Here is a 26,422-nt window from a genome sequence, read left to right as displayed (position 1 = left end):
AGAAAGCGGATACGCGAATATGTCGAAGCTTGAAATTAAGAACCTGCACGCCAACGTTCTGCCGACGGAGGAAGGCCAGGAGCCGACGCCGATTCTCAAGGGCGTCAACCTGACCATTAACGCTGGCGAAACCCACGCGATCATGGGCCCGAACGGCTCGGGTAAGTCCACGCTGGCCTACACGCTGGCGGGCCACCCCAAGTACGAGGTGACCGAGGGCGAGGTGCTCCTCGACGGCGAGAACATCCTCGACATGGAGGTCGACGAGCGCGCACGTGCAGGCCTGTTCCTGGCCATGCAGTACCCGGTGGAGGTCCCCGGTGTGTCCTCCTCTAACTTCATGCGCTCCGCGGTGACCGCGGTGCGCGGCGAGGCCCCGAAGCTGCGCGACTGGGTTGCCGAGCTCAACGAAGCCCGCAATTCGCTGCAGATGGACGCCTCCTTCTCCGAGCGCTCCGTCAACGAGGGCTTCTCCGGTGGTGAGAAGAAGCGCCACGAAGTTATGCAGCTCGCGCTGATGAAGCCGAAGTTCGCCGTCATGGACGAGACCGACTCCGGCCTCGACGTCGACGCGCTGCGCGTGGTCTCCGAGGGTATTAACAAGTACCAAGAAGAGACCAACGGTGGCGTGCTGATGATCACCCACTACAAGCGCATTCTCAACTACGTGCAGCCGGAGTTCGTCCACGTCTTTGCCAACGGCAAGATCGTGAAGACGGGCGACGCCTCGCTGGCAGACCAGCTCGAGGCAGAGGGCTACGAGAAGTTCATCTAATGGCCTACGTCAACGACAACGGAACACTCAACGTGGAGGCGATCCGCGCAGAGTTTCCGATCCTGTCGCGCACCGTCAGGGATGACAAGCCGCTTGTCTACCTCGACTCTGGTGCGACGTCACAGCGACCGGAACGCGTGTGGAACGCCGAGCGCGACTTCGTGCTGAACACCTTCGCGCCCGTCCACCGCGGCTCCTACCAACTCGCCGAGGAAGCGACCGACGCCTACGAAAAGGCCCGCGAAGCCATCGCGCGTTTCGTCGGCGCGGAAGGCCACGAGATCGCGTTTACGAAGAACGCGACCGAGGGCTTGAACCTCGTCGCCTACGTACTTGGGGACGATCGCGCTGGCGAGTATCAGGTAGGCGAGGGTGACACCATCGTCGTCACCGAGCTGGAGCACCACGCCAACCTCGTGCCGTGGCAGGAGCTCGCCCGACGCACGGGTGCCACGCTCAAGTGGTACGCGATGACGCCGGACGGGCGGATCGACCTCGATTCGCTCGAGCTGGACGACACCGTCAAGGTCGTGGCGTTTACCCACCAGTCGAACGTGACTGGCGCGGTGGCTGACGTCGAGGAGATGGTCCGACGCGCGAAGGCGGTCGGGGCACTCACGGTGCTCGACGCGTGCCAGTCGGTGCCGCACATGCCGGTCGACTTCCACGCCCTCGACGTGGACTTCGCCGCGTTTTCGGGCCACAAGATGTGCGGGCCTTCCGGCGTCGGCGCCGTTTACGGCAAGGGCGACATCCTGGACAAGCTGCCGCCGTTTTTGACCGGTGGTTCCATGATCGAGATCGTGAAGATGGAAGGCTCGACCTACGCACCTGCCCCGCAGCGGTTTGAGGCGGGCACGCAGATGACCAGCCAGGTCGTCGGCCTCGGCGCGGCGGTGGAGTTCTTGAGCGAAGTGGGCATGGACCGCATCCACGCCCACGAGCAGGAGCTGACCGCGTATGCGCTCGAGCAGATGCAGAAAATCGAGGGCTTGGAGATCGCCGGTCCGCTGACTGCGGACAACCGCGGCGGCGCGATTGCCTTCACCGTCGATGGCGTGCACCCGCACGATCTGGGTCAGGTCCTCGATGCCGAGGGCGTCGCTATCCGCACCGGCCACCACTGCGCGTGGCCGGCCCACCGCGGCCTTGCCGTGCAGGCGACCTCGCGCGCGAGCTTCTACCTCTACAACACCAAGGACGAGGTAGATACGCTGGTGGCAGCTATTGCAAAGGCGAAGGAGTTTTTCGCACGATGAACCTTGAATCGATGTACCAGGAAGTCATCCTGGACCACTACAAGAACCCGCAGTACGCAGGGCTTCGCGATCCTTACGAGGCGGAAGTCCACCACGTCAACCCCTCCTGCGGCGACGAGCTGACGCTGCGCGTGCACCTGTCTGAGGACGGCGAAACCGTAGAGGATGTCTCCTACGAGGCGCAGGGGTGCTCGATCTCGCAGGCGTCGACAAGCGTGATGGCCGAAGAGATCAAGGGGCTCCCGCTTGACCAAGCGATGAAGAAGCTTGGGGCCTTCGAGGAAATGATCACCTCGCGCGGCACCGTGGAAGGCGACCCGGAAGTCATCGGCGATGGCGTGGCCTTTGGCGGGGTGGCGAAGTTCCCGGCTCGCGTCAAGTGCGCGCTGCTCGGGTGGAAGGCCTTCGAGGCCGCAACCCAGGAAGCCCTGGAGAAGAAGGAGAACTAAACCATGTCTGAAGACAACGTCAACGAGACCGCTGGCGCTGCCGCAGGTGGTGCCCAGGAGCGCGAAAGCACCTCCAACTTTGAGGGCGGCGGCGAGCGCCCGCCGCAGACCGAGGAGCAGATTAAGCTCGCCGCCGATGCGGAAGAGTTCCTGCACGATGTCATTGACCCCGAGCTGGGGATCAACGTCGTCGACCTTGGCCTGGTTTACGATCTTTGGATCGAGGAGCGCGAGGGCAAGACGCTCGCGATCCTGAACATGACGCTGACCTCTCCGGCCTGCCCGCTGACCGACGTCATCGAGGCGCAGGCGCACGAGGCGATCGTCAACAACACCTCGGTTGACGACATTGAGCTCAACTGGGTCTGGATGCCGCCGTGGGGTCCGCACATGATCACCGAAGAGGGCCGCGAGCAGCTGCGCGCGCTCGGGTTTGCGGTGTAACGCGCCCCTGAATGCAAGTCCCGCTGACGGAAGCAACCGTCAGTGGGACTTGTCTGTTTTAGGGGTGGCTTTTGGTTTGGGGGCGCTTGCTACAGTGTTTGCGTGATTGTCACCAATGATCTTGAAGTCCGCGTCGGGGCCCGCACGTTGCTTCACGCGCCAGGCCAGCACCTCCGCGTCCAGCCGGGGGACCGCATCGGCCTGGTGGGCCGCAACGGCGCGGGCAAGACGACGACGATGCGTATCCTCTCCGGCGAGACGGAGCCCTACGGCGGCTCCGTCACCCGCTCGGGCGAGGTGGGCTACCTGCCGCAGGATTCCAAGGAAGGCGACATCGAGCAGACGGCGCGCGACCGCGTGCTCTCGGCTCGCGGTCTCGACCAGATCCAACGCTCGATGGCGAAGCAGCAGGCCATCATGGAAGAAACCGACGGTGCCGAGCGCGACAAGGCGATCGCGAAGTTCTCCCGCCTCGAGGAGCGCTATCAGGCGCTCGGCGGGTACGAGGCGAATGCGGAAGCGGCCCAGATCTGCGACAACCTTGGCCTGCCGGGCCGGGTGCTCGACCAGCCGCTCAAGACCCTGTCGGGCGGTCAGCGCCGCCGCGTGGAGCTCGCACAGATCCTCTTCGCATCGCGACAGGGTTCAGGTAAGTCGCAGACCACGCTGCTTCTCGACGAGCCCACCAACCACCTCGACGCCGACTCCATCAGCTGGCTGCGCGGATTTCTGTCCAAGCACGAGGGCGGGCTGATCATGATCTCGCACGACGTCGAGCTTCTGGACGCAGTGTGCAACAAGATCTGGTTCCTCGACGCCGTGCGCGCCGAGGCTGACGTGTACAACATGGGCTTCGCCAAGTACAAGGACGCCCGCGCCCTCGACGAGGCTCGGCGCCGCCGCGAGCGCGCCAACGCGGAAAAGAAAGCCTCCGCGCTGAAGAAGCAGGCCGCCAAGCTCGGAGCGAAGGCGACCAAGGCCGCCGCGGCGAAGCAGATGCTCGCCCGCGCCGACCGCATGATGGGGGAGCTCGATGAGGTCCGCGTGGCGGACAAGTTCGCCTCCATCAAGTTCCCGGAACCCGCGCCCTGCGGCAAGACCCCGCTCTACGGCAAGGGCCTGACCAAGATGTACGGCTCGCTCGAGGTGTTCGCGGGCGTCGACCTGGCCATCGACAAGGGCTCCCGCGTCGTCGTGCTTGGCACCAACGGCGCCGGCAAGACGACACTGCTCAAGTTGCTCGCCGGCGTCGAGCGCACCGACGGCGAAGGCGGCCTGGTCTCCGGACACGGTCTGCGTATCGGCTACTTCGCACAGGAGCACGACACCATCGACGGCGACAAAACCGTGTGGGAGAACACCATCGAGGCGTGTCCCGATGCAGGCCAGCAGGACCTGCGCGGGTTGCTGGGTGCGTTCATGTTCTCCGGCGATAAGCTCGAACAGCCCGCGGGCACGCTCTCCGGCGGTGAGAAAACTAGGCTCGCGCTAGCCACGCTCGTCTCCTCCCGTGCCAATGTGCTGCTTCTCGACGAGCCCACGAACAACCTTGACCCGCAGTCCCGTGAGCAGGTCCTCGACGCGCTCAAGACCTACACGGGTGCGGTCGTCCTGGTCACTCACGACCCGGGCGCAGTGCGCGCACTTGAGCCGGAACGGGTGATCATCATGCCCGAGGGCGATGAAGATTTGTGGAGCGACGAGTATATGGAGATCGTTGAATTGGCTTAAAGGGGCTGCAAATTAGCATGGAAGTATGTCTTCCTATGCACGTCGCCTCTGCGCTTCAGTCCTCGCCGCCGGAGGCGTAGCCGATCTGGCCATCGGGGGCATGATCAATAGCGTGTTGTACTAACGCGGCCGCGTAGACTGGCGTCTATGAGCAACAACGAACTTGTGAAGATCCTGCGCGACGCATGGAACGGCATGTCTACAGACCAAAAGACTATCGTCGGAATTCTTACGGCCTTGGACACGGTCGGCAAAGCGCTAGCACTACGTGACCTTGCGCGTGCGAAGGACAGCAAGGTCCGCGGCCCGAAGTGGCTGTGGACGCCGATCATCGGCGCGGTCAACACCTTCGGCTGGGTGGGCTACTTCCTCATCGGGAAGAAGCGCTAGTTTCACTCTCAACCCCGGCGTAGTAGCGGATCTGCGTCACCGGTTGCATCCGCGGCCGCTGCCAGGGGTAGCGATCCCCGGCGACGTCGATCGCCTCGGTGAGTTCTAAGAGCGTGTCGGTGCCACCGGCCCCGCCTACAGTGAGCGTCTCGGCGTCAATGGACACCTCGGACGCAAACGTTCGCTGGTGGTGTTTTTGCTTGATGCGCGAGGACGGGATTTCGGCAAACACGAGCTTGCCGCGGCGCAGCACAGTCACGTCGTCGGCAACGTAGCTCGGGCGGATGCGCTCGCTGCCGATCAGCGAGGCAACGTACACAACGCCCCAGATGGACAGCAGCAGCGCAACCAACCGCACTGTCCCCGCGGGGAGGAGCAGGTGGACTACCACCATCTCGATGCATAGGACCGAAATCACGCTCACGAGCATCTGCAATCGCCCTGGCGGGTGGGGGAGTACCTCTGCATCCTCTGGCACGAGCCGGTGGCCGCGAATCCACCGCAGTAGATCGAGGTACAGTTCGAGCTCGTAGCGGGCAAGACGGAAGCCTGGATGCTGCTTCCACAACGAGAGGACCTTATCCATCGAACCCCTCCGCCAACGCCTGCAGCACGACTCGTTGCGCACCCCGCGTCGGCACATCGTGCACGCTGAGTGGCACGTCGCCTGCCTGCAGGGTAGAGAGAACCCCGCGCAGCAGCCCGTGGGGGAGGAGCTCGCGAAAGCGCGAAGCGGTTTCGGCCACTTGGCAGTTTCGCGGCCGCATCTCCCCGAGGTCCTCCCAGAGCTGACCGGCCGCACGCGCTGCTGTGATGCACTCCGGATCGTTGAGGTTTGCACGCAGCTGGTCCCACGTGGCGGCAGTGGCAACCCCGGTCAGCGCCATGAGGTCCCACGCGTCCAGCTCGCGCTGGAGTGCCTGCGGGTCGGTGAATACTCCACGCAGTGCTTGGCGGATATCCTCCGGCGCACCAGAAGGATTAGCCGCAAGCATGGCCAGCCTCTTCCGCTGCTGCTGCAGGTGGGCAATGCGGCCATCCAGTTGCGCTAGGGCACGCTCGACCACAGCCGCGGTGTCTTCGGCGGCGACGTCGGCGATGGGCACGCCGGCGTCGATAAGCGCACGAGCGCGAACGACAGCGGCGAGGTCGTTGATCGAATACTCCCGGTAGTTTCCACTCGTGCGAGCAGGCTCGGCCACGGCTCCGCTTTCGTGCAGGTGGCGCACTGAACGTACGGAGCAACCTGCGGCCGCAGCGACTTCAGAAATCTTCACGCCTTTAAACCTAAACCCTCACACAATGTGAGGGCCAAGGGAAGCGCGCCTAGTTCCTAAACCCGTGCACAGGTGCCGGGATGAAGCCGCCGCGCCGGATCATTTCCGCAGTGCTCTTCGTATTGACCGGGATGACCGGCGCGTAGCCGAGCAGGCCACCGAAGTTCACCTCATCGCCCGGCTTGGTGCCCGGGACGGGGATGAGGCGTGCCGCGGTGGTCTTATGGTTCATGATGCCGATCGCGGCTTCGTCGGCAATCATGCCCGCGATTGTTTCCGCCGAGGTGTCGCCGGGGATGGCGATCATGTCGAAGCCGACGGAGCAGATCGAGGTCATGGCCTCGAGCTTGTCCATGGAGATCGAACCGGAGCGGACCGCGTCGATCATGCCCTGGTCCTCGGAGACCGGGATGAAGGAGCCAGACAGACCACCGACGCGGGAGCAGGCCATCATGCCGCCCTTCTTCACCGCGTCGTTGAGCAGGGCGAGTGCAGCGGTCGTGCCGTGGGTGCCGACCTGCTCGAGCCCGATGCGCTCCAGGATGTGGGCTACCGAGTCGCCGACCTCCGCGGTCGGGGCGAGGGAGAGATCGACGATGCCGAAGGGCACGCCGAGGCGCTCCGCCGCCATGTTGCCGACCAGCTGGCCGGCGCGGGTGATCTTGAAGGCGGCCTTCTTGATCTCCTCGGCGATCTCGTTCAGCGAGGCACCCGCCAGCGGGCTGATCGCGTTGTCCACCACGCCGGGGCCGGAAACACCGACGGAGACCACCGTGTCGGGCTCCTCGATGCCGTGGAAGGCACCGGCCATGAATGGGTTGTCGCCGACCGCGTTCGCAAAGACCACGAGCTTCGCGCAAGCGATGGAGGACTCGTCCTTCGTCAGCTCGGCGGCCTCCTTGACCACCTGACCCATACGCGCGACAGCGTCCATGTTGATGCCTGCGCGCGAGGTGCCCACGTTGACGGAGCCGCACACCGCCTGGGTGACGCTGAGCGCCTCGGGGATCGAATCGATCAGGCGGCGATCTGAGGTCGTCTCGCCCTTTTCCACCAGCGCGGAGTAGCCGCCCACGAAGTTGACGCCCAACTCGGACGCGGCCTTGTCCAAAGCGCGCGCGATGTCGACGGGGTTGCCGTCCACACCCGCTGCAACGAGCGAAACAGGGGAGACCGAGATGCGCTTGTTCACGATCGGAATGCCGAGCTCGCGCTCAATGCCCTCGCACACCTCCACCAGGCGGGCGGCGCGGGTGGTCACCCGGTCGTAGACGGCCTGGCAGGTGGCCTCCATGGAGGAGCGGGTGCAGCCGATCAGCGAGATGCCCATGGTGACAGTGCGGATATCCAGGCGGTAGTCCTCGATCATCCGGATGACGTCGAGGATGTGGCCGGACTTAAAATCGAAATCTGTAGCCATCGTCGTGTGTTACCCCTAGACCTCGTTCATCGCGGTGAAGAGGTCCTCGGACTGGATGCGCACGATGACGCCGAGCTTGTCGCCCACGGCCGCAAGGTGCTCCTGCAGCTCGCCCATGTCCGGGGTGTTGTCGGGGAGGGCGACGCGCATGACCATAGTGAAGTAGTTATCCATCAGGGTCTGGGAGACGTCGAGAATGTTCAGGTCGCGTTCCGCGGCAGCACCGGCCACGGCGGCAATGATGCCGACGCGGTCCGGGCCCGTGGTGGTAATGATTGCGTGCATAGCGCTCATCTTAGTGCGGGGGTGGTGTACGGCGCGCAGCTGGGAGGTTACGGTGGGCCCATGACTGCTTTTACCAACAACAAACACACAACATTTAGCGCACAGCCGGAACGCACGAGGCGTGTGCTCGTCATCGGCGCGGGCGGCAATGTCAGCCGCCACTCGGTGCCGTGGCTAGCCCAGCAGGGCCACGAAGTTACCGGGCTGGTGCGCAACCCTGCGCACGTCGAGCGCATCGAGCAGGCGGGCGCGCACGCTTTGGTTCGCGACATTACGGAGCTTTCCGTCGCGCAGTGGGCTGACCTGCTTGCGCAGTTCGACGTGGTGGTGTGGTCCGCTGGCGCGGGCGGCGGTTCTGCGGAGCGGACCTGGGCGGTCGATCGGGATGCGGCACTGCGAGTCATCGAAGCGCTCGAGCAGCTCTCGGAGCCTCCACGGTTCCTCATGGTCTCCTACGTCGGCGCGCGTTTCGCCACCACAGAAGACGATGGTGGCTCCTGGTACGCCTACGTCGAGGCGAAGAAGGCGGTGGATCTACGCCTGATGGACAGCGACCTGCCGCAGGTCATCCTGGGCCCCGCCCTGCTTGTCGACGGCCCCGTGCCCGGCTTCGCCCCAATCACGGCCGCAGGCGACGACGGTGCCGACTCGGCGCACCCGGAGACCTCGCGCGAGCTGGTCGCGGAGGTCATCGTTGAGCTCGTCGGACGCGAAGACGTCTCTGGAGTGCCCAACCCCTTCGAGTTTGAAAATGGCAGCGTGCCGGTGCGCGAGCTCGGCCGCTAAGGCGGGCTAGGCGCGCGGAGCGTGCGCCGGGCTGCGCTCGAAGCAGTACTGGGCGAAGTTGCGCAGGATCGCGTTCGCCCAAGCCACATCGTGGTTCGGCAGGTCCGCCACGATCCGGGCGTACTCTTCGGCAGGGAAGTACCCGTAGTCGTAGAAGAAGTCCATGCGCGTGTGCATCGCTTCCGCGTCCATCTCCGCGTGGAACTGAGTAGCCCACACCTTCTCGCCGTAGCGCACGATTTGGACCGGGCAGCTCGGACCGGTGGCCAGCACGGTCAGCGTGGCGGGCAGCGTGTCTGCGTCGGGATTCTCGGTGTGGCCGGTCAGCGCGGTGAAGCGGGCGGCGGTGCCGCGGAGGAGGGGATCGTCGTGCGCGGCGTCGCTAAGCACGACCTCGGTTGGGCCGGAGTCTTCCGGGTGGGAATGGCCGACAGTGCCACCGAGGTGATCCACCAACCAGGAAAAGCCGAAGCAGACGAAGAAGACCGGGAGCCCGGAATCCACCACCCCGGCGAGCACCTCGTGGACGTGACGCTGCCACGGCGAGTACTCATCGTTGGTGATGTTGAGCGAGCTGCCGCCGACGATGATGCCGCTGATGGTCTCAAGCGAGCCAACCTCCTCGTCGAGCCGGTCGAGGATCTGCAGCTCAACGTCTACCTCGCTTAACCCCGTGGCCTTGAGTACGTCGTGGTATTCGGCACGTGCGACCTGTTGGGCAAGTTCGCCCTGGCGCAAGGAGAGGAAAAGCAGCTTGGACATAGCGGCAAGTCTATACCGCTTGGTCTACTTTGTACTAAACGGGCTCCGTACGGACTGCTCCACCAAAGAAAGCATGGCCTCTAGACGCTCCACGGGCTCGCCCGCAGCCAGCTTAACCACGAATCCTTCGAAGACCGTCTCCAGGTAGGTCTGCACCACGTCGGTGGTCACGTCCTCGCGCGTTGCGCGGTTGGACACGATGCGTTCATGAACAGCTTTGTCTAGCACCTCCTGGTGCTCGCGCCAGCGCTTCTCAAACTCGGGATCGGTGCGCAGCTTGCGGACGATCTCGGCCCGGGTGACAAACCAATCGTTCTTTTCCCGGTGGTGCAGCATGTCGCGCATCACCTCAACCAGACCCTGGTTGCTCACCACCTCGGCCTGGCGCTTCGCGTCCTCGCTTGCGATCGCGAGGAAGAGCGCCTCCTTGTCTGCAAAGTGGTGGAAGATCGCACCGCGTGTTTTCCCGGTCGCCTGCTCAAGCTTGGCTACGGTGGCGCCTTCGAACCCGTAGTGGGCGAAGCAGAGGCGGGCAGAGTCGATGATTTCCTGCCGACGGCGAGTGAGTTCGCTTTCGCTGACGATGGGCATGCGCGGTGCGATCCTTCCTTTGTTCGGGGTGGGCTGGGTGCAGACAAAGAAGAGGGGCACCCGGGTGCGAAACCCGAGTTACCCCTCTTGCTGGGTCAAGGCATTAGTTCTTGACCATCTGGCGCAGCACGTACTGCAGAATGCCTCCGTGGCGGAAGTACTCTGCCTCACCAGGGGTGTCAACGCGGACCACTGCGTCGAACTCGACCTTCTCGCCGCCGTCCTTCGTCGCTGCGACGTGGATCGTCTTCGGGATCGTGTCGCCGTCGTTGAAGGCGGTGATGCCGGTCAGCTCGAAGGTTTCGGTGCCGTCCAGGCCGAGGGAGCCGTGGGACTCACCCTCCGGGAACTGCAGCGGCAGCACGCCCATGCCGATGAGGTTCGAGCGGTGGATACGCTCGAAGGACTCAGCGATGACGGACTTGACGCCGAGCAGGTTGGTACCCTTTGCAGCCCAGTCACGGGAGGAGCCGGTGCCGTACTCCTTACCAGCGATGACCACGAGCGGGATGTTCTTCTCTGCGTAGTTCATCGCCGCGTCGTAGATGTAGGCCTGCGGTGCGCCCTCCTGGGTGAAGTCGCGGGTGTAGCCACCCTGCTCGTCCACCAGCTCGTTGCGCAGACGGATGTTGGCGAAGGTACCGCGAACCATGACCTCGTGGTTACCACGACGGGAACCGAAGGAGTTGTAGTCGTGGCGTGCCACACCGTGCTCGTCCAGGTAGTTCGCCGCCGGGGTGCCCGGCTTGATGGAGGAAGCAGGGGAGATGTGGTCGGTGGTCACGGAGTCGCCGAGCTTGGCCAGCACGCGTGCACCGGCGATGTCCTCGACTGCCTCCGGCTCCTCCGGCATGCCGTCGAAGTACGGAGCCTTGCGGATGTAGGTGGAGTCCTCGTTCCAGTCGAAGGTCTTGCCCTTCGGGATGTCCAGGTTCTGCCACTGCTCGTCGCCCTTGAAGACGTCAGCGTAGTCGGCCTCGTACATCTCGCGGGAGATGATGCCGGAGATGGTGCTCTCGATCTCCTCGGTGGACGGCCAAACGTCCTTCAGGAAGACGTCGTTGCCATCGGCGTCCTGGCCGAGCGGCTGGGTCTCGAAGTCGAAGTCCATGGTGCCGGCGATGGAGTACGCGATAACCAGCAGCGGGGAGGCCAGGTAGTTCATCTTCACATCGGGGGAGATGCGGCCTTCGAAGTTGCGGTTACCGGACAGGACTGCGGTTGCGGTCAAGTCGTACTCGTTGATTGCATCCGAGACCTCGTTCGGCAGCGGGCCGGAGTTACCGATGCAGGATGCGCAGCCGAAGCCGGTGAGGTAGAAGCCGACAGCCTCGAGGTCCTTCCACAGGTCGCCGCGCTCGTAGTAGCCGTCGACGACCTGGGAGCCCGGAGCCATGATGGTCTTGACCCACGGCTTGGCGTGCAGGCCCTTCTCAGCAGCCTTACGAGCCAGCAGTGCGGCACCGACCATGACGGACGGGTTGGAGGTGTTGGTGCAGGAGGTGATTGCGGCAATCGCGACCATGCCGTGGTCGAGGGTGTACTCGCCGCCCTGCGGGGACTCGACGATGACCGGCTTGGATGCGCGGCCCTCAGCGCCTGCTGCTGCAGACTCGCCGTTGCCCGGCCAGGACTGGTTGTAGTCCACGGACTCGGTCTTCTCTGCGCGCACCGGCTCGGAGGTCTCGTTGCCAGCGGTGTTGTAGTCCGGCAGCTGCTTGCGGAAGGTTTCCTTCGCCTCGGCGAGCAGAATGCGGTCCTGCGGGCGCTTCGGGCCAGCGATAGACGGTACGACGGTGGAAAGGTCGAGCTCGAGGTACTCGGAGTACTCGGCCTCCTCTGCGTCCTGCTCCAGCCACATGCCCTGTGCCTTGGCGTATGCCTCGACGCGGTCGATGTCCTCCTGGTTGCGGCCGGTCAGGTGCAGGTAGTTGATGGTCTCCTCGTCGATCGGGAAGATCGCACAGGTGGAGCCGAACTCCGGGCTCATGTTGCCGATGGTGGCGCGGTTTGCCAGCGGAATCTGCTTGACGCCGTTGCCGTAGAACTCGACGAACTTCTGCACCACGCCGTGCTCGCGCAGCATCTCGGTGATGGTGAGCACCACGTCGGTTGCGGTCACGCCTACCGGGATCTCACCGGTGAGCTTGAAGCCGACGACGCGCGGGATGAGCATGGAGACCGGCTGGCCGAGCATTGCAGCCTCGGCCTCGATGCCGCCGACGCCCCAGCCCAGGATGCCCAGGCCGTTTTCCATGGTGGTGTGGGAGTCGGTACCGATGCAGGTGTCCGGGTATGCCAGGCCCTCGTTGTCAAAGACAACGCGGGAGAGGTACTCGATGTTGACCTGGTGGACAATGCCGGTTCCCGGCGGGACGACGCGGAAGTTGGAGAAGTTCTCCGCACCCCAACGCAGGAACTGGTAGCGCTCCTCGTTGCGCTGGTACTCAATCTCGACGTTCTTATCCAGCGCGGTGGTGGAACCAAACGCCTCGATGATCACGGAGTGGTCAATGACCATCTCTGCCGGGTTCAGCGGGTTGACCTGGTCGGGGCTGCCGCCGAGGTCGCTGACTGCCTCACGCATCGTGGCAAGGTCGACCACACAGGGCACGCCGGTGAAGTCCTGCATGAGGACGCGGGCCGGGGTGAACTGGATCTCGATCGACGGCTCGGCCGACGGATCCCAGTTGGCAATTGCCTTGATGTGGTCTTCGGTGACGTTCTTGCCGTCTTCGGTGCGCAGCAGGTTCTCGCCCAGCACCTTGAGGGAGTAGGGCAGCTTCTTCATGCCGTCAACAGCATCGAGTGCGAAGTAGTCGTAGGACTTCCCGCCGACCTCGAGCGTCTTCTTAGCGTTGAAGGAGTTCTTGCTTTCAGCCACAGTGAGCTCCATTTCTCGTCGTAATCCAAATCTGGGAACTATGACACGTGATGGTCAACCATCAATGATATGCGACCAACCACGGTTCCGTCGCCATAATAACAGTACGCACGTTATGTTTAGGTAAGGCGCGGAGGTTTTAGGGAAAGAACTGGCCGAGGAGTGCGCAATCTCACCCCCATTTGCGTGCAGTACAACCGCGTGGGGCACGCAGTCGCGATGGAGCTGCCAGATACACTGCACAATCGCCGCGCCGATCGTGGTGGCGGCGCGCCCCTCGCACAACACCTCAAGGAGTGTCCGAATGATTCCACCCGAGATCGACATGGCTGACTTGGAAGGCCAGCTCGCGGCGGACGGCATCGCCTTCGGGACGGAGAACCCAGTCAATGCACCGCTCGAAGCGGCCATGCGCGACGCCCTTGACGCCGCGCCGAGTGTAGACCAGGGTCACACAGGGCTCGTCGTTCTCGAGCACACACCCGCACATGTGCCGGACCTGCGCGACGTGGCCCAGGACCTGTTGCTCGCGGGGGACTTCGACACCGTGATCGTGCGCACCCCCCAGGTGGCGCTGGCCGTCAGTGACACGCTCGACCGCGCATCTATCGACGCCGGGCAGCGCGCGATGGTCGCCGAACCCGATTACCTCCAGGGCGTGATCGCTTTTGCGGAGGCCGCCGACAGCTTCCATATGCCCTGGCTGCCGCTCGCGCTCGCCGCGGCAATCGTCTTCGGTGTAGTAACCGGCGCGACTGTGTGGGCGGTTCGCGGACGGATGTAGCCAACCCTGTCGAAAGCGCTACCGCGCCGTCCCGCCTTGACTTGAGGTGGGGCGGCGTCTTCTTTTTGCTCGCGTTACATGATGTGTCCAAAATCACACTAAGTATGCAGGGGGATGAATGTGCAGCGTGTGGTCATTTTGGGTCATGGGAAAAACCTTGACTCATGTGAAATTAGGTAAAGATTGTGCAACGGGATGATCACGTGTCGTATGGTCTCCATGTCGGCTCGTGAGTCGGCATTGCACTCAATCGTCTCGCGCTCAACAGCAACAACGCGCTAGTCACGCGAGGTTGCGTCGGAAAATTCGGGCATGTGGGGAAGCACGCCAAGGATGAACCGGGCACAGACGGCGGGGTCAGTGTTGCTTACGGGCTTGCATCAGTAGTCAATTTTCTACAGCTGCGAGTCAAGGCTATGGGCTAGTCACCCATGGGCGGCAGCCGTCGAGAGGTGGCAAGCCCCTCGATGATTTCCGCATGCTTTGACACGCGGCGTGAGGAGCCCTTTTCGTGGTAGAACCATCGCGGTTCACGCCATCGTCTGTGGGTGGAGCCTCGGCTGCTGCGCGCCCCACGCGCGCTGGCCGCCGATTCCGCGCCACCCTCGGCGTCGTTGCGTGCACAACATCCCTGTCCTTTGCGGCACCCCTGGTCAGCCCCGTGGCCGTTGCCGCTCCGGCGTCGATGACGGAGCTTGCGGCAAACATTTCGCAAGCCCAAGCCAACATCGACCGGCTGAACCTCAACATCGGCGACCTGCAGGAAAAGGTCAACCAGGCGCTGGTAGACCTGCAGGACTCCCGCGCACGTGCCGAGCAGGCTCGCCGCGGTGCAGAGGAGGCAAAGAAGCGTCTCGCAGCCTCCGAAGAAGCTGTCGTGGAGGCGCGTAAGGCGCTCGATGAGGTCACTCGTTCTCAGTACCGCGGCGCGGGTCAATCGAAAAGCCTTGACTTTGCCATAAGTGGCGATGATCAGAAGGACGTGCTTGATCGCTCGCTCTTCCTCCGTCAGCGGACTGAGGAGCGTCGCGCGAAGCTCGCCGAAGTTGAGCGCGCCCGCACTGAGGCAGCGAACGACGAGGCGACACAGCGCGAGGCAAGCGAGCACGCTGCGTCTACCGCCGCAGAGGCCGAGGCCGCTGAGGCAGAGGTGCGTGCACTGCTCGACTCGGCCAACTCAGAGCTCGCGCAGGAGCAGTCCCAGCGCGATGCCGCTCAGTTGGAGCTCGACGCGGCCCAGTCCGAGCTCGACCAGCAGCGTGCCGACGCCAACGGGGACGCCGACACTACTGAGTCTTCAGAGTCCGCTGAGGGCACGGAGGGCGCTGCGGGCACTGAAACCGATGCCCCTGCACAGCAGCAGGTCGAGCAGACGGACGGCAGCGCGCTCGCTGCTGCGCCAGAGCAGCAGGTCACTGCAGACGAGGTGCCGGACGACGTGGTTGTGCGCGTCGAGCAGCACGCGGCGCAGATCGACCCGGCCGTGGCGTCGCTGAGCTCGGAGACCGTGGCCCAGGCGTTGACCACCGCGGCAACTGCTAATGGGGAGAACCTGCAGACGGCACCGGCGGAAAACGCCGAAAGCGGGGCCAACGCCGCGGCGATGTCGAGCAACCTGGAGATCTCCGACGAGATGATTACTGCTGCGGCAGGCATCATTGCCGCCGCTGCGATGGTCGGGTCGAGCCAGGCGAACCACACCAGCCTGGACAACCCCTACGGCGGGTCGAGCAACAGCGAGGTCATCGCGGCCTTCGCCGGCGGCTTGAGCAACGCGCTCGGCGGCGGGGCGGCGAACGTGAGCCCAACGTCCGATGACTACGCTAGCCCGGAGGTCAGTGATGGTCTTGCCTCGCTGCTGCCGGAGGTCGGTACCGCAGAGTCTGTCTCCGACGCGGTTTCCAATGCAGTCTCCGGCTCGAATTCGGGCTCGATCGAGACCGTCATCTCCCGCGCGCAGGCCATGATCGGCACGCCGTACGTGTGGGGCGGCGGTGACGCGAACGGTCCGACAACCGGTGTCAACGGCGGCAGTGTTTCCGGGTTCGACTGCTCCGGCCTGGTGCTCTACGCCTTCGCTGGCGTTGGCATTTCGCTGCCGCACTACACCGGCTACCAGTACCAGCGCGGCACCCAGGTGCCCGCGAGCGAGGCGCAGCGCGGCGACTTGCTCTTCTGGGGTCCGGGCGGCAGCCAGCACGTGGCGATCTACCTCGGCGACGGCACGATGATCGAGGCCCCGCAGGCGGGCCAGAACGTGCAGATCTCCCCGGTCCGCTACTCCGGTATGGCGCCGATGGCGGTGCGACTCCTCTAGGTACTGGCTCCGCGTCATGTCACGCTCATTACGATGGTGGCATGAAGCTTTCTGACTACGATGCACTCCTCGTCCTTTCCTTCGGCGGCCCCGAGGGTAAGGACGAGGTGCTTCCATTTTTGGAGAATGTGACCCGCGGTCGTGGCATCCCCAAGGAGCGCTTGGCCAAGGTTGGCGAGCACTACTACCACTTCGACGGCGTCAGCCCGATCAACCAGCAGAACCGCACGCTGATCGCCAACGTCGAGGCAGAGCTGAAAAGGCGCGGCATTGACCTTCCTGTCTACTTTGGCAACCGGAACTGGCACCCGCTGGCCGAGGACACGGCGAAGCAGCTCGCTGCGGACGGTAAGCACAAGGTACTCGTCTTTGCCACCAGCGCCTGGGGTGGCTACTCCGCCTGCCGCCAGTACGACGAAGATATCCAGCGGATGCGCGAGGTCGCGCCGAGCGTGAACTTCACCAAGCTGTGGCAGTTTTTCGGCAACGAACGCTTCGTTGCACTGATCGCGGCTGAGCTGAAGGGCGCGATCGAGCGGGCCACGGGTAAAAACTTCCGCGTCCTCTTTACTGCGCACAGCGTCCCCGATGCCGCGGACCTCGTCTCGGGTGGGCCCGACAACTCGCACCTCTATTCCCGGCAAGTGGCAGAGGCGTCCCGCCTCGTGGCCGAGCGGGCTGGCGTAAGCGACTACGAGCTTGTTTGGCAGTCCCGCTCTGGCAACCCTGCAACCCCGTGGCTCGAACCCGACGTCGTTGACCGCGCTGAGGAGCTCGCAGACACCGGGATGGAGCACCTCATCTGCGTACCGATCGGGTTTATCACCGACCACATGGAGGTGGTCTGGGACCTCGACACCGAGCTCAAGCAGGCCTGCGAGGCCAAGGGCGTCAGCCTTGATCGCTTGGCAACCGTGGGGTTGACCCCGCAGTTCGCCGCGATGGTGGTCGATCTCGCCGAGGCAGTTGCGCGGGGCGAGGAGCCGGCTAGCTTATCGACGGTCACCGTCCAGGGCTGCACCGAAAACGGTGCCCCGTGCCGCCCAGGCTGCTGCGCGCCGCAGCAGCGGCCCACCGGGGCGCGGCCCCAGTAGCGCTTAGGCGTTTCCCATGTATTCGCGCTGGTAGTCCAGTACGGCGTCGGCCACCCCCGCCATCCGCGCGGTCCGGATGTGGCGCCACAGGGCGAAAAGCTGCGGGTCGAAGGAGTGGTCGTTGAGCCGGTCGGTCACCGTCTCGATGATGGCCGCGACCTGGTCAGCGCGCGCGAAAAGCTTGGCTGCCCGCGCGGTGACGCCGGCGGGTAGGCCCGGCGTGTCGTAGAAGTCGGCGAGTGTGCCGACGGTAAGGCGGGGGTTGGGGAGATCGTGGCGGGTGGGACCTGTGGCGTCGATAAGCAGTGCAGCCTGGTTGGTGGCCTGGGCGAGCAGCGCATCGGCCTCCCCGGGGCTGAGCCACGCGGGCTCGGGCAGGCGGCGGGTTTCTTCGAACCAGCGCCACTGCACCGTGGCACCGGTGTAGCGGGGCACGAGGATGTGGGAGGCGTCGTGGCCGCGTACGACGATCGCGCCGGCGGGAGTGAGCGCCTCCATCGCGGGGCTGCCGGCGAGAAGTCCCGGGGCTTGCCCCGGACCCCAGAGGATGAGCCTGACTGCGGGGCCGGGGGTTTCCAGATCGGCGGCGGCGCGGATGTCGCGAAGCAGCGGCAGAAGCGGGCCGCCGAGGTAGGAGTGCCTGCCGCCGAGGTCGCGTAGGGCGTCGAGGGTTTCATCGCTGGACTCGACGTTGTAGAGCCACGCCGCGATCCAAACGGCGGTGTTTTGCAGGGGCGAATAGACTTCGGCGCGCGAATGCATTCGACGAATCCTAGCAGGGCTTTTTGCACAGGAGTAAAGCGGTGAGTGCGCCCCGGTTAGACTTTGGTCACTATGAGCTTTGATGACCGCTACGGAGGAGACATTTTTCAGGGCCACGCGCGCAAAAAGCGGCCGGTGTACCCGGAGGTGCCGGCAGAGCCTGGCATCGTCGTGGAGATCGTGGGCAACGACTTCGTTGGTGCCGTGGTCGGTTTCGAGCGCACCTACGACGGTGACTTCGTCCGGCTCGAGGACCGGTACGGCACCGAGCGGCTGTTCAAGATGCTGCCGGGCGCGTTCCTGGTGGAGGGCCAGCGCGTCACCCTGACCAGGTACGTGCCCCCGCAGGAAACTGGCCCGAAGCGTTCCAACTCGGGCTCGCGCAAGGTGGAAAACGTGCGCGCGAAGGTCGCCATGCCCAGCAGGATCTGGGTCGAAGGCATCCACGACGCGGCGATTGTGGAAAAGGTGTGGGGCCACGACCTGCGCGTCGAAGGCGTCGTGGTGGAGTACCTCGAGGGCCTGGACAACTTACCGGAGAGGCTCGCGGAGTTTCAGCCAGGCCCTGGTCGCCGCATCGGCGTGCTCGCGGACCACCTCATCGAAGGCACCAAGGAGTCGCGGCTGGTTGAGCACGTCGGCGAGCACGTCCTGGTCACTGGGCACCCCTACATCGACATCTGGGCTGCGGTGAAGCCGGAGAAGCTGCGCATTCCGGCCTGGCCGGACGTGCCCTACGGCGAGGACTGGAAAACCGGTGTGTGCGAGCGCCTCGGGTGGTCGGATCCGAAGGAAGGCTGGCACCGCGTGTACAACGCTGTGGAGACGTTCCGTGATTTGGACTCCACACTGATTGGTGCGGTCGAGCGGTTGGTCGATTTTGTGACGAATCCTGATCTGTCCAAGCAAGACCTTGTACCCTAGGGCGCGTGGGTGCTTTAGTTTGGTTTGTCGCAGCAGCAGTCCTCGCGCTTTTAGAGCTTGCGGTGGGGGAGTTTACCCTGCTTATGCTCGCTGCCGGCGCGTTGACCACTGCAGGAGTCGCGCTCGGCGGAGTGCCGTTGTGGGCCGAGATCGTCACATTCGTGGTTTCCTCGGCAGCGTTCTGGCTCTTTTTGCGGCCGTACCTGAACAAGCGTTTCCGTCAACCGCAGGTCTATGACGACTCACCTCGCGCGCTGGTTGGCCAGCGCGTGACGGTGATCGAGGAGATCGGGCCGGATGGCGGTCAGGTGCGGATGGATGGTTCCATCTGGTCAGCGAGGTGCCTCGACCCTGCCGAGCGCATCGCCGCCGGCGACACTGTCACAGTAGCGGATATCGACGGCCCTGTTGCGGTCGTCTGGAAGGAACACTAAATGGGCGCAACCATTGTTTTGGTCGTCATCATCGCCCTCGTGGCGGCCTTGCTCTTCGCCTCCGTGAAACTGATCCCGCAGGGGGAGTCCGCCGTGATTGAGCGGCTAGGACGCTACACCCGCACGGTTTCCGGTGGCCTGACTTTACTCATCCCGTACATTGACTCGGTGCGTGCGCGCGTGGATACGCGTGAGCGCGTTGTGTCTTTCCCGCCCCAGGCGGTGATCACGCAGGACAACCTCACCGTGGCGATTGACACGGTGGTGACGTTCCAGATCAACGACCCCGCCAAGGCCATCTACGGGGTGGACAACTACCTCGTCGGCGTGGAGCAGATCTCCACAGCAACGCTGCGCGACGTGGTCGGCGGCATGACGCTGGAGGAGACCCTGACCTCGCGCGAGACCATCAACCGTCGCCTGCGTGGCGAGTTGGATGCCGCGACGGGTAAGTGGGGCCTGCGCATTAGCCGAGTGGAGCTCAAGGCAATTGATCCGCCGCCGAGCATCCAGCAGTCCATGGAGATGCAGATGAAGGCGGACCGCGAGAAGCGCGCCATGATCCTTACCGCAGAAGGTAAGCGTGAGTCTGACATCAAGACTGCAGAGGGTGAGAAGCAAGCACGCATCTTGTCCGCCGAGGGCGAGAAGCACGCCGCGATTTTGAGCGCGGAGGCTGAGCGCCAGGCGATGATCCTGCGCGCCGAGGGTGAGCGCGCCGCGAAGTACCTGGCCGCCCAGGGTGAGGCTCGGGCGATCCAGAAGGTCAACGCCGCGGTGAAGTCCTCCGGCGTGACCCCGGAGCTTTTGGCGTACCAGTACTTGGAGAAGCTGCCGCAGATTGCGGACAACGAGGCGGCCACGATGTGGATGATCCCCTCGCAGTTCGGCGACTCGCTGCAGCAGTTCGCGCAGGCCTTCGCGGGCAAGGGCGAGGACGGCGTGTTCCGCTACGAGCCCGCCCGCGTGGACGAGGAAACCAAGGAGATGGCGGAGTCGGAGGACACCGACTCATGGTTCGACACCTCAACGGATCCAGAGCTGGCGAAGGCGCTTGCCGAGGCACGGGCCGTGGCCAACAAGCACGTCGACGATCCGGACCCGACGCAGGACAGCCCCAGCAGTGTTGCTCGTTCGAGCGCACCGGAGGCCGCCCATCAGCCCCGCGAGATTGCTGCGCCGGAGCAGTCCTCGTCCGTCTACGCCCCGTACCCAGCCCAGGAAGAACTTAAGAATCCAGAGCAGGAGGCGCGGAAGCCTGAGTAATCAGGTTGAGCGCGAGCTTCCACCCGGCCTGCTCGGCTTGCCAGCCGGCAGCCTGGAGCCGCTGGCTCATCGCCTGCTTGGAGATGCCGAGCTCGGCCGCCGCTTCATTCTGATTGAGGCCACTTCGCACCAGCGAGGTGGCCTCTCGGCCTTCCAAGGTGCGCTTGTGTAGCACGTGGCCTACGAGCGCGAACGTCGCCGCGATATCGGTGGCGAAGGTCTTTGGCTCAGGCGTATCCACAACGACACTGACCTTGGCGGGGCGGGTACCCACCGCGTCGCTCGCCGCGTAGACGGCCCGGCCGTGGCCGGTGATGCCGAGCCCGATTGCCCAGTTGCCGTCGGAAAGCAGCGCCATGACCAGGTTGAGCGCGGCCTCGGGCGAATCCACGTCGGCGCGGATGTCCTCGACGCCGCAGACCTCGAACTCGCCAACCCCCGACAGCGTTGCCAGCGCCTCGGCCGAGCGCTGCACGAGCTGCGCGCGGTTCTTCTCCCTACCCCTGTACTTCGCGTGGACGGCAATCATAGGGCCTACTTTACGCCCCGGTCTGGGTTCAGGCCTTTACTTTTGGGGTGCGCGGCGTGTCGGTAGCGCGGCGTCGAGAAGCAGGCCCCCGACGCCGAGGATTGCCAGCGCCACGAGCGCCGCGATCGCCCAGGGATTGGCCTGGCCGGTGAGCGTATCGCCGAAGATCACCCCGAGCACCGTCGTTGGCGCAGAGCCGATGAAGGTCGCGATGGCGAAGGGGAGCACGCGCACGCGGGTGAGCGCTGCGGCGTAGTTCATGATGGAAAAGGGCACGCCGGCGATCATGCGAAGGCTGGCTACCGCCAACCACCCGCGCTGCTCGAGGCGGCGGTTGATCTGCTCGACCGCCGGGTGTGTCAGCTTCGGCGCGATCCAATCGCGCAGCAGGCCCCGCACGATGCACAGGGACAGCACCGCTGCGGCCGTCGTCGCCGTCAGCGACAGCGCAATACCCGCCCCGGTGCCGAACAGGATGCCCGCGGACAGGGTCAACACGGTGCGGGGGATGGGGAACTGCGTGATCAGCACGTAGAAGAGCCAGAAGACGACCGGGAACCAAGCGCCAGTGGAGTCGGACCAGGCGCGCAGCGTGGCAAGCGAGGGCACGTCCAGCCACCACCACGCCGCGCAGAACGCGAGCGCGGCAAGGGCAACTAAGGTAATGCGCTGCGGAGTCGCGGTTGGCACAGCACGCCGGGGCCTTTTGCTTGCCGACGGCTGCGTGCCCGTAGATTCCGCAGACTCCATAAGGTCCAGCTCTCCTTGTGCGAAAAGAAAAACCGGCTCCTTCTCAGAAGCCGGTCGTTGTGCCCGAGGGGGGACTTGAACCCCCACGTCCGTTAATAGGACACTAGCACCTCAAGCTAGCGCGTCTGCCATTCCGCCACCCGGGCTGGGTGTTTGTGTTTTCAGCCTCTCGGCTGGGCACTTGCACTACTATAGGGCGACACCACCAAAGAGTACAAATCGCCAGCGTGTTGGTGGTTTCCGGTGCTGTCAGACCGCGTGTGTCGGGCCCGTTACGACACTGCTGTGATTCGCGTGGCCCTCGTGTTGGGACGAGCACCGTGAGGTTTCGGCGAATTGGGCAAAAACATGGCGGAGTTCACAACATTTCAGGTACAAATAGGAAGCATGACTACTTCATACGTATCTGATCGTTTCCCCGGCCCCGACCCGTACGCGCCGTTGAAGGACCTGCCATCCTTTCCGCTAAGCTCCGAGGACTTCGTCGAAGGCGAGAAGCTCCCGCTTGCGTTGACCGGCGACAATGCGACCTCGCCGCAGCTGTCTTGGTCCGATCTGCCGAAGGGCACGAAGTCGCTCGCCATTACCTGCTTTGACCCGGACGCCCCGACTGGCTCCGGCTTCTGGCACTGGGCCGCGTTTAACATCCCGGTCTCGGTGACGAGCCTGGCTTCCGGCGATGCCGCAAAGGAAGACCTGGGCGTGGGTGCCACCCAGCTGGTTGGCGATTCGGGTGTCTCCGGCTTCTACGGTGCGAACCCGCCGGCAGGTCACGGCCCGCACCGCTACCTGTTTGCGGTGCATGCGGTGGACGTCGAGGAGCTGCCAGCGGAGATCGCCAACCCGACGCAGCTTGGCTTTAACCTGTACTTCCACTCGCTGGGTCGCGCCGTGGCGTGGGGTTGGTTCGAGAACAACTAACTCGACGTTTACCTATGGTCCCAATTCAGCTTCGCGCAGGCGGCGCGTTTATCACGCTGGCCGCCGCGCTGTTCTTGTTTACCGTGTTAACCCTGCTCCGTGGCGAGGAGCTCTTCGCTATGACGTTGCAGACCGTCACCGTGCTTATCGCCGCGGTGATCATCGGCGCGTTCGCCACCGTGAGCACCTCCCAGGAGGGCTCGCGCACGCAGGTCGGCGCGCTCATTGTCGCGCTCGTGCTCATCGGGCTCGGCGTGGCGCTGCCGACATACACGCTGTTCTACACGCAGGCCTACTGGCCCGCGCTGTGGGGCGTTGGCGCGCTGCTGTGCGCGATCGTGCTGCGCCGGACCACGCCGCAGCGTCGCTAGCGAGCCGCTAGCCCTTGTAGGGTAGCCCGCAGCCCACGGCCTGGGTAATATCCTTCAGGTCGTGGGCTTTAATCTGTGCGGCAATGCCGGTGTGGATCCGGCGGATCCAGGCCGGACCGCCGTAGATGAAGCCCGTGTAGCCCTGGAGCAGGCTTGCGCCCGCGGCGATGCGCTCCCACGCCTGCTCGGGCGTGCTGATCCCGCCGACGCTGACCAGCGTGAGCGATTCGCCAACGCGCGCGTGGAGGCGGCGCAGCACCTCGAGCGAGCGGTCATTGAGCGGGGCACCGGAGATACCGCCGGCGCCCATCGCCTCGACCTCATCGGCAGGCGTGGCAAGGCCCTCGCGGGAAATCGTGGTGTTCGTCGCCACGATGCCCGCCAGGCCGAGCTCTACCGCCAGGTCGGCGACCGCGTCGATGTCCTCGTCGGAAAGGTCCGGGGCGATCTTCACCAGCACTGGGGTGTCGGTCGACTCCGCGACTACCTGCAGGATCGGGCGGAGCTCTTCAACCGCCTGCAGGTCGCGCAGCCCGGGCGTGTTCGGGGAAGAGACGTTGACCACCAGGTAGTCGGCCAGGGGACCGAGCACGGTTGCGCCGGCGCGGTAGTCGGCGACGGCGTCTTCGGCGGTCTTGTTCTTGCCGATGTTGATGCCCACGATGTCGGTCGACTTGCGCGAATCGAGGTTAATCGCCGCCGCGAGCGCGCCGCGGTTGTTAAAGCCCATGCGGTTCAAGATCGCCTTGTCGGCGGGCAGGCGGAACAGGCGGGGCGCGGGGTTGCCGGGCTGCGTCTTCGGTGTGACGGTGCCGACCTCGGCGTAGCCGAACCCGAGCGCGCCCCAGGCGTCGAGCGCGTCGGCGTTCTTATCAAACCCGGCAGCCAGGCCGAGCGGGGCGGGGAATTCGACGCCGAAGCAGACCTGCTTGAGCGCCGGGTCGTGCACGCGCACGACCTTCTCTGCGAATCGGTTCACCGGGCCGAGTGCGTGGAGTGCGCGCAGCCCGACGTTGATGATGCCGTGGATGCGCTCCGGCGGCAGGAGGAACATTGCCTTAAGCGCGGCGGCGTAGGCCGTGTCGTACACGCCGGCGGCTTTGCTGGGGGAGGATGGCTTCTCGGTCACGTCTCTTACTTCCTTTTGCGTCGCCGGTGTTAGTTTTGCGGTACTTGGGTTGCGGGGGCGGTTGCGGCCGGCAGATCGGCAAGTTCCCGGTCGGTGGGCTCGACGATCTGGAGGCCTTCGCCGGAGGCGGACGCGATGAGCAACGTGGCGTCGTCAAGCGTGATGATGCTCTGCGCGTCCGCAACTGTTGCGAACTCGCTGCGTTTGAGCGGGACGCCGCGGGAGATGTCGTAGCCGGTGGCGGTGTTGGTGGCGGTGGAGGTGATCCACGCGAGCTGCGTGTTCTCGTCCCAGGCCACATCCCACGGGCTTTCCGGCACCGGTGCCATCTGGTGGAGGCGGATGATGTCGTCGGTGGTGTAGACCAAAAGCTGGTTGCCCGTCGCGTCGGCGGCGAGCACCAGCCCGTGTGTGCCACCGGCGACCTTGCCTACGCCCAGGCCGACGCGGAGCGTGCCGCCCTGGCGGCCCGTGCCCCAGTCAATGTCCTGGATGGTGGTGTCGAAGTGGTTGACGCGCACCACGCTGTCCGCCTGGCCGTCCACGGGGACCGCCTGGAGCTGGTCGGTTTCGCGCGCGACCGAGAAGGTGTCGGCGAGCTGACCGTCGCGGTAGAGCCAGACCTTGCGCTCGCTGTCGCTACCCGCGAGCACCTCGCCGCCGGTGGTGACCGTGGCAGAAGTAACCGGCTCCTCGACCTCTAGGGTCTCCGCCTGCGCGGAATCCGCGGCGCGCACAAGCATGATTGTGCTCCCACAACCCAGTGCGAAAACCCCGGCGTTGGCGGAAACATCTCCGCACGCCTCGTCGAGCGCAAGCGTGTCAGCGGTACCCTCGCGCAGCTTCTCGACGGTACCCACGTGCAGCTCGTTGGCGGTGCGCACCGCGATCACGCCCTCGGTAGTGTCGAGGTCTTCGATTGCGTCGAAAGGCAGGACGGTGCCTGCGGGATCAGACGATGCGGGGGATGGAGCCGGAGTGGCGTTGCCCATCTGCTCTGGCAGGTCGTCGCCAGTGACGTCCGAGCCGCACGCGCTCAGCGCGGTAGCGGCCACCAGAAGACAGGCAGCAGCACGAAATCTTGAGTGTTTCACAACCCCTAACCCTAGCAACCTGGCGTAAGCACCTTGAGCCGTGTGCGTTGGGTGGCAGCGGTATGGCGCGGGTAGTGTTTCTTGCCATGACTGATCCCACGCAACTCACCGAGTCCATGACCTGGATCCAGGTCATCGTCTTGTCGATCGTGCAGGGGCTGACCGAGTTCCTGCCGGTCTCGTCCTCCGGGCACCTGCGCATCGTCTCCGAGCTGTTTTGGGGTCAAGACGCCGGTGCCAGTTTCACCGCCGTCGTCCAGCTCGGCACGGAGCTCGCGGTGCTGGTCTACTTCGCCAAAGACATCTGGCGCTATCTCTCGGGCTGGTTTGTCGGCCTGGCCAACAAGGACAAGCGCGGCTTTGACTACCGCATGGGCTGGATGGTCATCGTGGGCACCATCCCGGTCGCGGTAATGGGCGTGCTGTTCAAGGACCTGATTAGGGAAAACCTGCGCAATCTGTGGATCACCGCGGCGGTGCTCATCCTGTTCTCCCTCGTGTTCATCCTCGCCGAGCGCAAGGGCAGAAAGACCCGCAGCTTCGAGGAACTGAACATGAAGGACGCAATCGTGATGGGCCTGTGGCAGTGCCTCGCGCTCATCCCGGGTGTGTCGCGCTCCGGCGGCACGGTCTCCGGTGGCCTCTTTCTCAACCTGGACCGCGAGGTGGCCACCCGCTTCAGCTTCCTGCTCGCCATCCCGGCCGTGCTCGCCTCGGGGCTCTTTTCGCTTCCCGACGCCTTCGACCCCCAAGCCGGACAAGCCGCTAGCGGCATCCAGCTTTTGGTCGGCTCCGGCGTGGCCTTCGTGCTCGGCTACATTTCCATTGCCTGGCTTTTGAAGTTCGTGTCCAACCACTCCTTTGCCTGGTTCGCGGCCTACCGCATCCCGCTGGGCATCATCGTGATGATCCTGTTGGCCACGGGTGTGATGCAGCCGGTCTAGTCTGCGGCTGTTATCCGGACTGCGCTGAAGCCGGCGCAGATGGGTTAGGG

28 protein-coding genes and 1 tRNA gene are annotated in these 26,422 nt (G+C 64.6%); 16 read left to right on the top strand and 13 right to left on the bottom strand.

Annotated elements, in window-relative coordinates; all coding sequences use genetic code 11:
* Window positions 1-19: 19 nt before the first annotated feature.
* From sufC to HMPREF2990_RS03450, 6 genes are all read left to right on the top strand, one after another.
* Window positions 20-775 carry a Fe-S cluster assembly ATPase SufC gene (gene sufC, locus HMPREF2990_RS03475; RefSeq protein WP_070762716.1) on the top strand — a complete coding sequence of 252 codons (756 nt, stop codon included), beginning with the start codon at window positions 20-22 and terminating at the stop codon, window positions 773-775.
* Complete coding sequence (locus HMPREF2990_RS03470; protein WP_070762715.1) at window positions 775-2,034, top strand: cysteine desulfurase; 1,260 nt, start codon at window positions 775-777, stop codon at window positions 2,032-2,034. The genes sufC and HMPREF2990_RS03470 overlap by 1 nt, the downstream gene beginning before the upstream one ends.
* Entirely contained in the window at window positions 2,031-2,483 is a 453-nt protein-coding gene (gene sufU / locus HMPREF2990_RS03465) for a Fe-S cluster assembly sulfur transfer protein SufU (RefSeq protein ID WP_070762714.1), read from the top strand. The genes HMPREF2990_RS03470 and sufU overlap by 4 nt, the downstream gene beginning before the upstream one ends.
* 3 nt (window positions 2,484-2,486) lie before the next feature.
* Window positions 2,487-2,927, top strand: a complete 441-nt coding sequence (locus tag HMPREF2990_RS03460) for a metal-sulfur cluster assembly factor (protein ID WP_070762713.1) — start codon at window positions 2,487-2,489, stop codon at window positions 2,925-2,927.
* Window positions 2,928-3,029: 102 nt separating this feature from the next.
* Window positions 3,030-4,658 (top strand): ABC-F family ATP-binding cassette domain-containing protein, encoded by a 1,629-nt coding sequence (locus HMPREF2990_RS03455; RefSeq protein ID WP_070762712.1) that lies wholly within the window; start codon window positions 3,030-3,032, stop codon window positions 4,656-4,658.
* 147 nt (window positions 4,659-4,805) lie between these two features.
* Window positions 4,806-5,048 (top strand): PLDc N-terminal domain-containing protein, encoded by a 243-nt coding sequence (locus HMPREF2990_RS03450; protein WP_083316983.1) that lies wholly within the window; start codon window positions 4,806-4,808, stop codon window positions 5,046-5,048.
* Here HMPREF2990_RS03450 and HMPREF2990_RS03445 read toward each other — a convergent pair.
* The 4 genes from HMPREF2990_RS03445 to HMPREF2990_RS03430 are packed head-to-tail and all read right to left on the bottom strand — an operon-like array spanning window position 5,029 to window position 8,030.
* Window positions 5,029-5,634 (bottom strand): hypothetical protein, encoded by a 606-nt coding sequence (locus HMPREF2990_RS03445; protein ID WP_070762711.1) that lies wholly within the window; start codon window positions 5,632-5,634, stop codon window positions 5,029-5,031. The genes HMPREF2990_RS03450 and HMPREF2990_RS03445 overlap by 20 nt on opposite strands.
* Window positions 5,627-6,325 (bottom strand): MerR family transcriptional regulator, encoded by a 699-nt coding sequence (locus tag HMPREF2990_RS03440; RefSeq protein ID WP_070762710.1) that lies wholly within the window; start codon window positions 6,323-6,325, stop codon window positions 5,627-5,629. Before HMPREF2990_RS03440 ends, HMPREF2990_RS03445 begins: the two co-directional genes overlap by 8 nt.
* Before the next feature lie 49 nt (window positions 6,326-6,374).
* Complete coding sequence (locus tag HMPREF2990_RS03435) at window positions 6,375-7,745, bottom strand: PFL family protein (RefSeq protein WP_070762709.1); 1,371 nt, start codon at window positions 7,743-7,745, stop codon at window positions 6,375-6,377.
* Between the two features lie 15 nt (window positions 7,746-7,760).
* Window positions 7,761-8,030: an ACT domain-containing protein gene (locus HMPREF2990_RS03430; protein WP_038590680.1), complete on the bottom strand. Its 270-nt coding sequence runs from the start codon at window positions 8,028-8,030 to the stop codon at window positions 7,761-7,763.
* Between the two features lie 60 nt (window positions 8,031-8,090).
* Here HMPREF2990_RS03430 and HMPREF2990_RS03425 point away from each other — a divergent pair, with 60 nt between their 5' ends.
* Entirely contained in the window at window positions 8,091-8,816 is a 726-nt protein-coding gene (locus tag HMPREF2990_RS03425; protein WP_070762708.1) for an NAD(P)H-binding protein, read from the top strand.
* A 6-nt stretch (window positions 8,817-8,822) separates the two neighbouring features.
* Here the strand turns inward: HMPREF2990_RS03425 and HMPREF2990_RS03420 are convergent, their stop codons facing one another.
* From HMPREF2990_RS03420 to acnA, 3 genes are all read right to left on the bottom strand, one after another.
* The gene (locus HMPREF2990_RS03420; protein ID WP_070762707.1) at window positions 8,823-9,578 is read right to left on the bottom strand and encodes a glutamine amidotransferase-related protein; all 756 of its coding nucleotides are present in this window, start codon (window positions 9,576-9,578) and stop codon (window positions 8,823-8,825) included.
* Window positions 9,579-9,602: 24 nt separating this feature from the next.
* Window positions 9,603-10,169 (bottom strand): TetR/AcrR family transcriptional regulator, encoded by a 567-nt coding sequence (locus HMPREF2990_RS03415; RefSeq protein WP_070762706.1) that lies wholly within the window; start codon window positions 10,167-10,169, stop codon window positions 9,603-9,605.
* A gap of 103 nt (window positions 10,170-10,272) precedes the next feature.
* The gene (gene acnA, locus HMPREF2990_RS03410) at window positions 10,273-13,053 is read right to left on the bottom strand and encodes an aconitate hydratase AcnA (RefSeq protein ID WP_210399960.1); all 2,781 of its coding nucleotides are present in this window, start codon (window positions 13,051-13,053) and stop codon (window positions 10,273-10,275) included.
* Between the two features lie 304 nt (window positions 13,054-13,357).
* Here acnA and HMPREF2990_RS03405 point away from each other — a divergent pair, with 304 nt between their 5' ends.
* The 3 genes from HMPREF2990_RS03405 (at window position 13,358) to HMPREF2990_RS03395 (ending at window position 17,248) form a co-directional block, all read left to right on the top strand.
* Window positions 13,358-13,837 (top strand): Rv1476 family membrane protein, encoded by a 480-nt coding sequence (locus HMPREF2990_RS03405; protein ID WP_070762704.1) that lies wholly within the window; start codon window positions 13,358-13,360, stop codon window positions 13,835-13,837.
* 544 nt (window positions 13,838-14,381) lie between these two features.
* Entirely contained in the window at window positions 14,382-16,154 is a 1,773-nt protein-coding gene (locus HMPREF2990_RS03400) for a DIP1281 family NlpC/P60 protein (protein WP_070762703.1), read from the top strand.
* A gap of 41 nt (window positions 16,155-16,195) precedes the next feature.
* A complete protein-coding gene (locus tag HMPREF2990_RS03395) occupies window positions 16,196-17,248 on the top strand; it encodes a ferrochelatase (RefSeq protein WP_070762702.1) in 1,053 nt (350 codons plus the stop codon).
* A gap of 3 nt (window positions 17,249-17,251) precedes the next feature.
* On the opposite strand, the gene HMPREF2990_RS03390 is transcribed toward HMPREF2990_RS03395, so the two are convergent.
* On the bottom strand, window positions 17,252-18,010 hold the full coding sequence (locus tag HMPREF2990_RS03390) for a hypothetical protein (RefSeq protein ID WP_070762701.1): 759 nt from the start codon (window positions 18,008-18,010) through the stop codon (window positions 17,252-17,254).
* Between the two features lie 72 nt (window positions 18,011-18,082).
* Between HMPREF2990_RS03390 and HMPREF2990_RS03385 the strand changes: the two genes are divergently transcribed.
* From HMPREF2990_RS03385 to HMPREF2990_RS03375, 3 genes are read left to right on the top strand one after another with little or no spacing between them, the layout of a single operon-like run.
* Complete coding sequence (locus tag HMPREF2990_RS03385) at window positions 18,083-18,934, top strand: DUF3097 domain-containing protein (protein ID WP_070762700.1); 852 nt, start codon at window positions 18,083-18,085, stop codon at window positions 18,932-18,934.
* 5 nt (window positions 18,935-18,939) lie between these two features.
* Complete coding sequence (locus HMPREF2990_RS03380; RefSeq protein WP_070762699.1) at window positions 18,940-19,368, top strand: NfeD family protein; 429 nt, start codon at window positions 18,940-18,942, stop codon at window positions 19,366-19,368.
* Window positions 19,369-20,634 (top strand): SPFH domain-containing protein, encoded by a 1,266-nt coding sequence (locus HMPREF2990_RS03375; RefSeq protein WP_083316981.1) that lies wholly within the window; start codon window positions 19,369-19,371, stop codon window positions 20,632-20,634.
* Here HMPREF2990_RS03375 and HMPREF2990_RS03370 read toward each other — a convergent pair.
* The 3 genes from HMPREF2990_RS03370 to HMPREF2990_RS03360 form a co-directional block, all read right to left on the bottom strand.
* On the bottom strand, window positions 20,597-21,163 hold the full coding sequence (locus HMPREF2990_RS03370; RefSeq protein ID WP_070762698.1) for a MarR family transcriptional regulator: 567 nt from the start codon (window positions 21,161-21,163) through the stop codon (window positions 20,597-20,599). The genes HMPREF2990_RS03375 and HMPREF2990_RS03370 overlap by 38 nt on opposite strands.
* 36 nt (window positions 21,164-21,199) lie before the next feature.
* Window positions 21,200-21,853: a TVP38/TMEM64 family protein gene (locus tag HMPREF2990_RS03365; RefSeq protein ID WP_070762751.1), complete on the bottom strand. Its 654-nt coding sequence runs from the start codon at window positions 21,851-21,853 to the stop codon at window positions 21,200-21,202.
* A 120-nt stretch (window positions 21,854-21,973) separates the two neighbouring features.
* Window positions 21,974-22,059 (bottom strand) — tRNA-Leu (locus tag HMPREF2990_RS03360).
* A 241-nt stretch (window positions 22,060-22,300) separates the two neighbouring features.
* Between HMPREF2990_RS03360 and HMPREF2990_RS03355 the strand changes: the two genes are divergently transcribed.
* A complete protein-coding gene (locus tag HMPREF2990_RS03355) occupies window positions 22,301-22,834 on the top strand; it encodes a YbhB/YbcL family Raf kinase inhibitor-like protein (RefSeq protein ID WP_070762697.1) in 534 nt (177 codons plus the stop codon).
* A gap of 14 nt (window positions 22,835-22,848) precedes the next feature.
* Complete coding sequence (locus HMPREF2990_RS03350) at window positions 22,849-23,205, top strand: hypothetical protein (protein ID WP_070762696.1); 357 nt, start codon at window positions 22,849-22,851, stop codon at window positions 23,203-23,205.
* A gap of 7 nt (window positions 23,206-23,212) precedes the next feature.
* On the opposite strand, the gene HMPREF2990_RS03345 is transcribed toward HMPREF2990_RS03350, so the two are convergent.
* Both HMPREF2990_RS03345 and HMPREF2990_RS03340 read right to left on the bottom strand, forming a co-directional pair.
* Window positions 23,213-24,295 (bottom strand): quinone-dependent dihydroorotate dehydrogenase, encoded by a 1,083-nt coding sequence (locus HMPREF2990_RS03345; protein WP_256380809.1) that lies wholly within the window; start codon window positions 24,293-24,295, stop codon window positions 23,213-23,215.
* A 68-nt stretch (window positions 24,296-24,363) separates the two neighbouring features.
* Entirely contained in the window at window positions 24,364-25,428 is a 1,065-nt protein-coding gene (locus HMPREF2990_RS03340; protein ID WP_210399959.1) for a hypothetical protein, read from the bottom strand.
* Between the two features lie 116 nt (window positions 25,429-25,544).
* Here HMPREF2990_RS03340 and HMPREF2990_RS03335 point away from each other — a divergent pair, with 116 nt between their 5' ends.
* On the top strand, window positions 25,545-26,372 hold the full coding sequence (locus HMPREF2990_RS03335) for an undecaprenyl-diphosphate phosphatase (protein ID WP_371441162.1): 828 nt from the start codon (window positions 25,545-25,547) through the stop codon (window positions 26,370-26,372).
* The last annotated feature ends 50 nt before the right edge of the window (window positions 26,373-26,422 follow it).

The sequence above is a fragment of the Corynebacterium sp. HMSC071B10 genome (assembly GCF_001814825.1).
Taxonomy (GTDB): domain Bacteria; phylum Actinomycetota; class Actinomycetes; order Mycobacteriales; family Mycobacteriaceae; genus Corynebacterium.
This window is presented reverse-complemented; position numbering and strand designations above follow the sequence as displayed.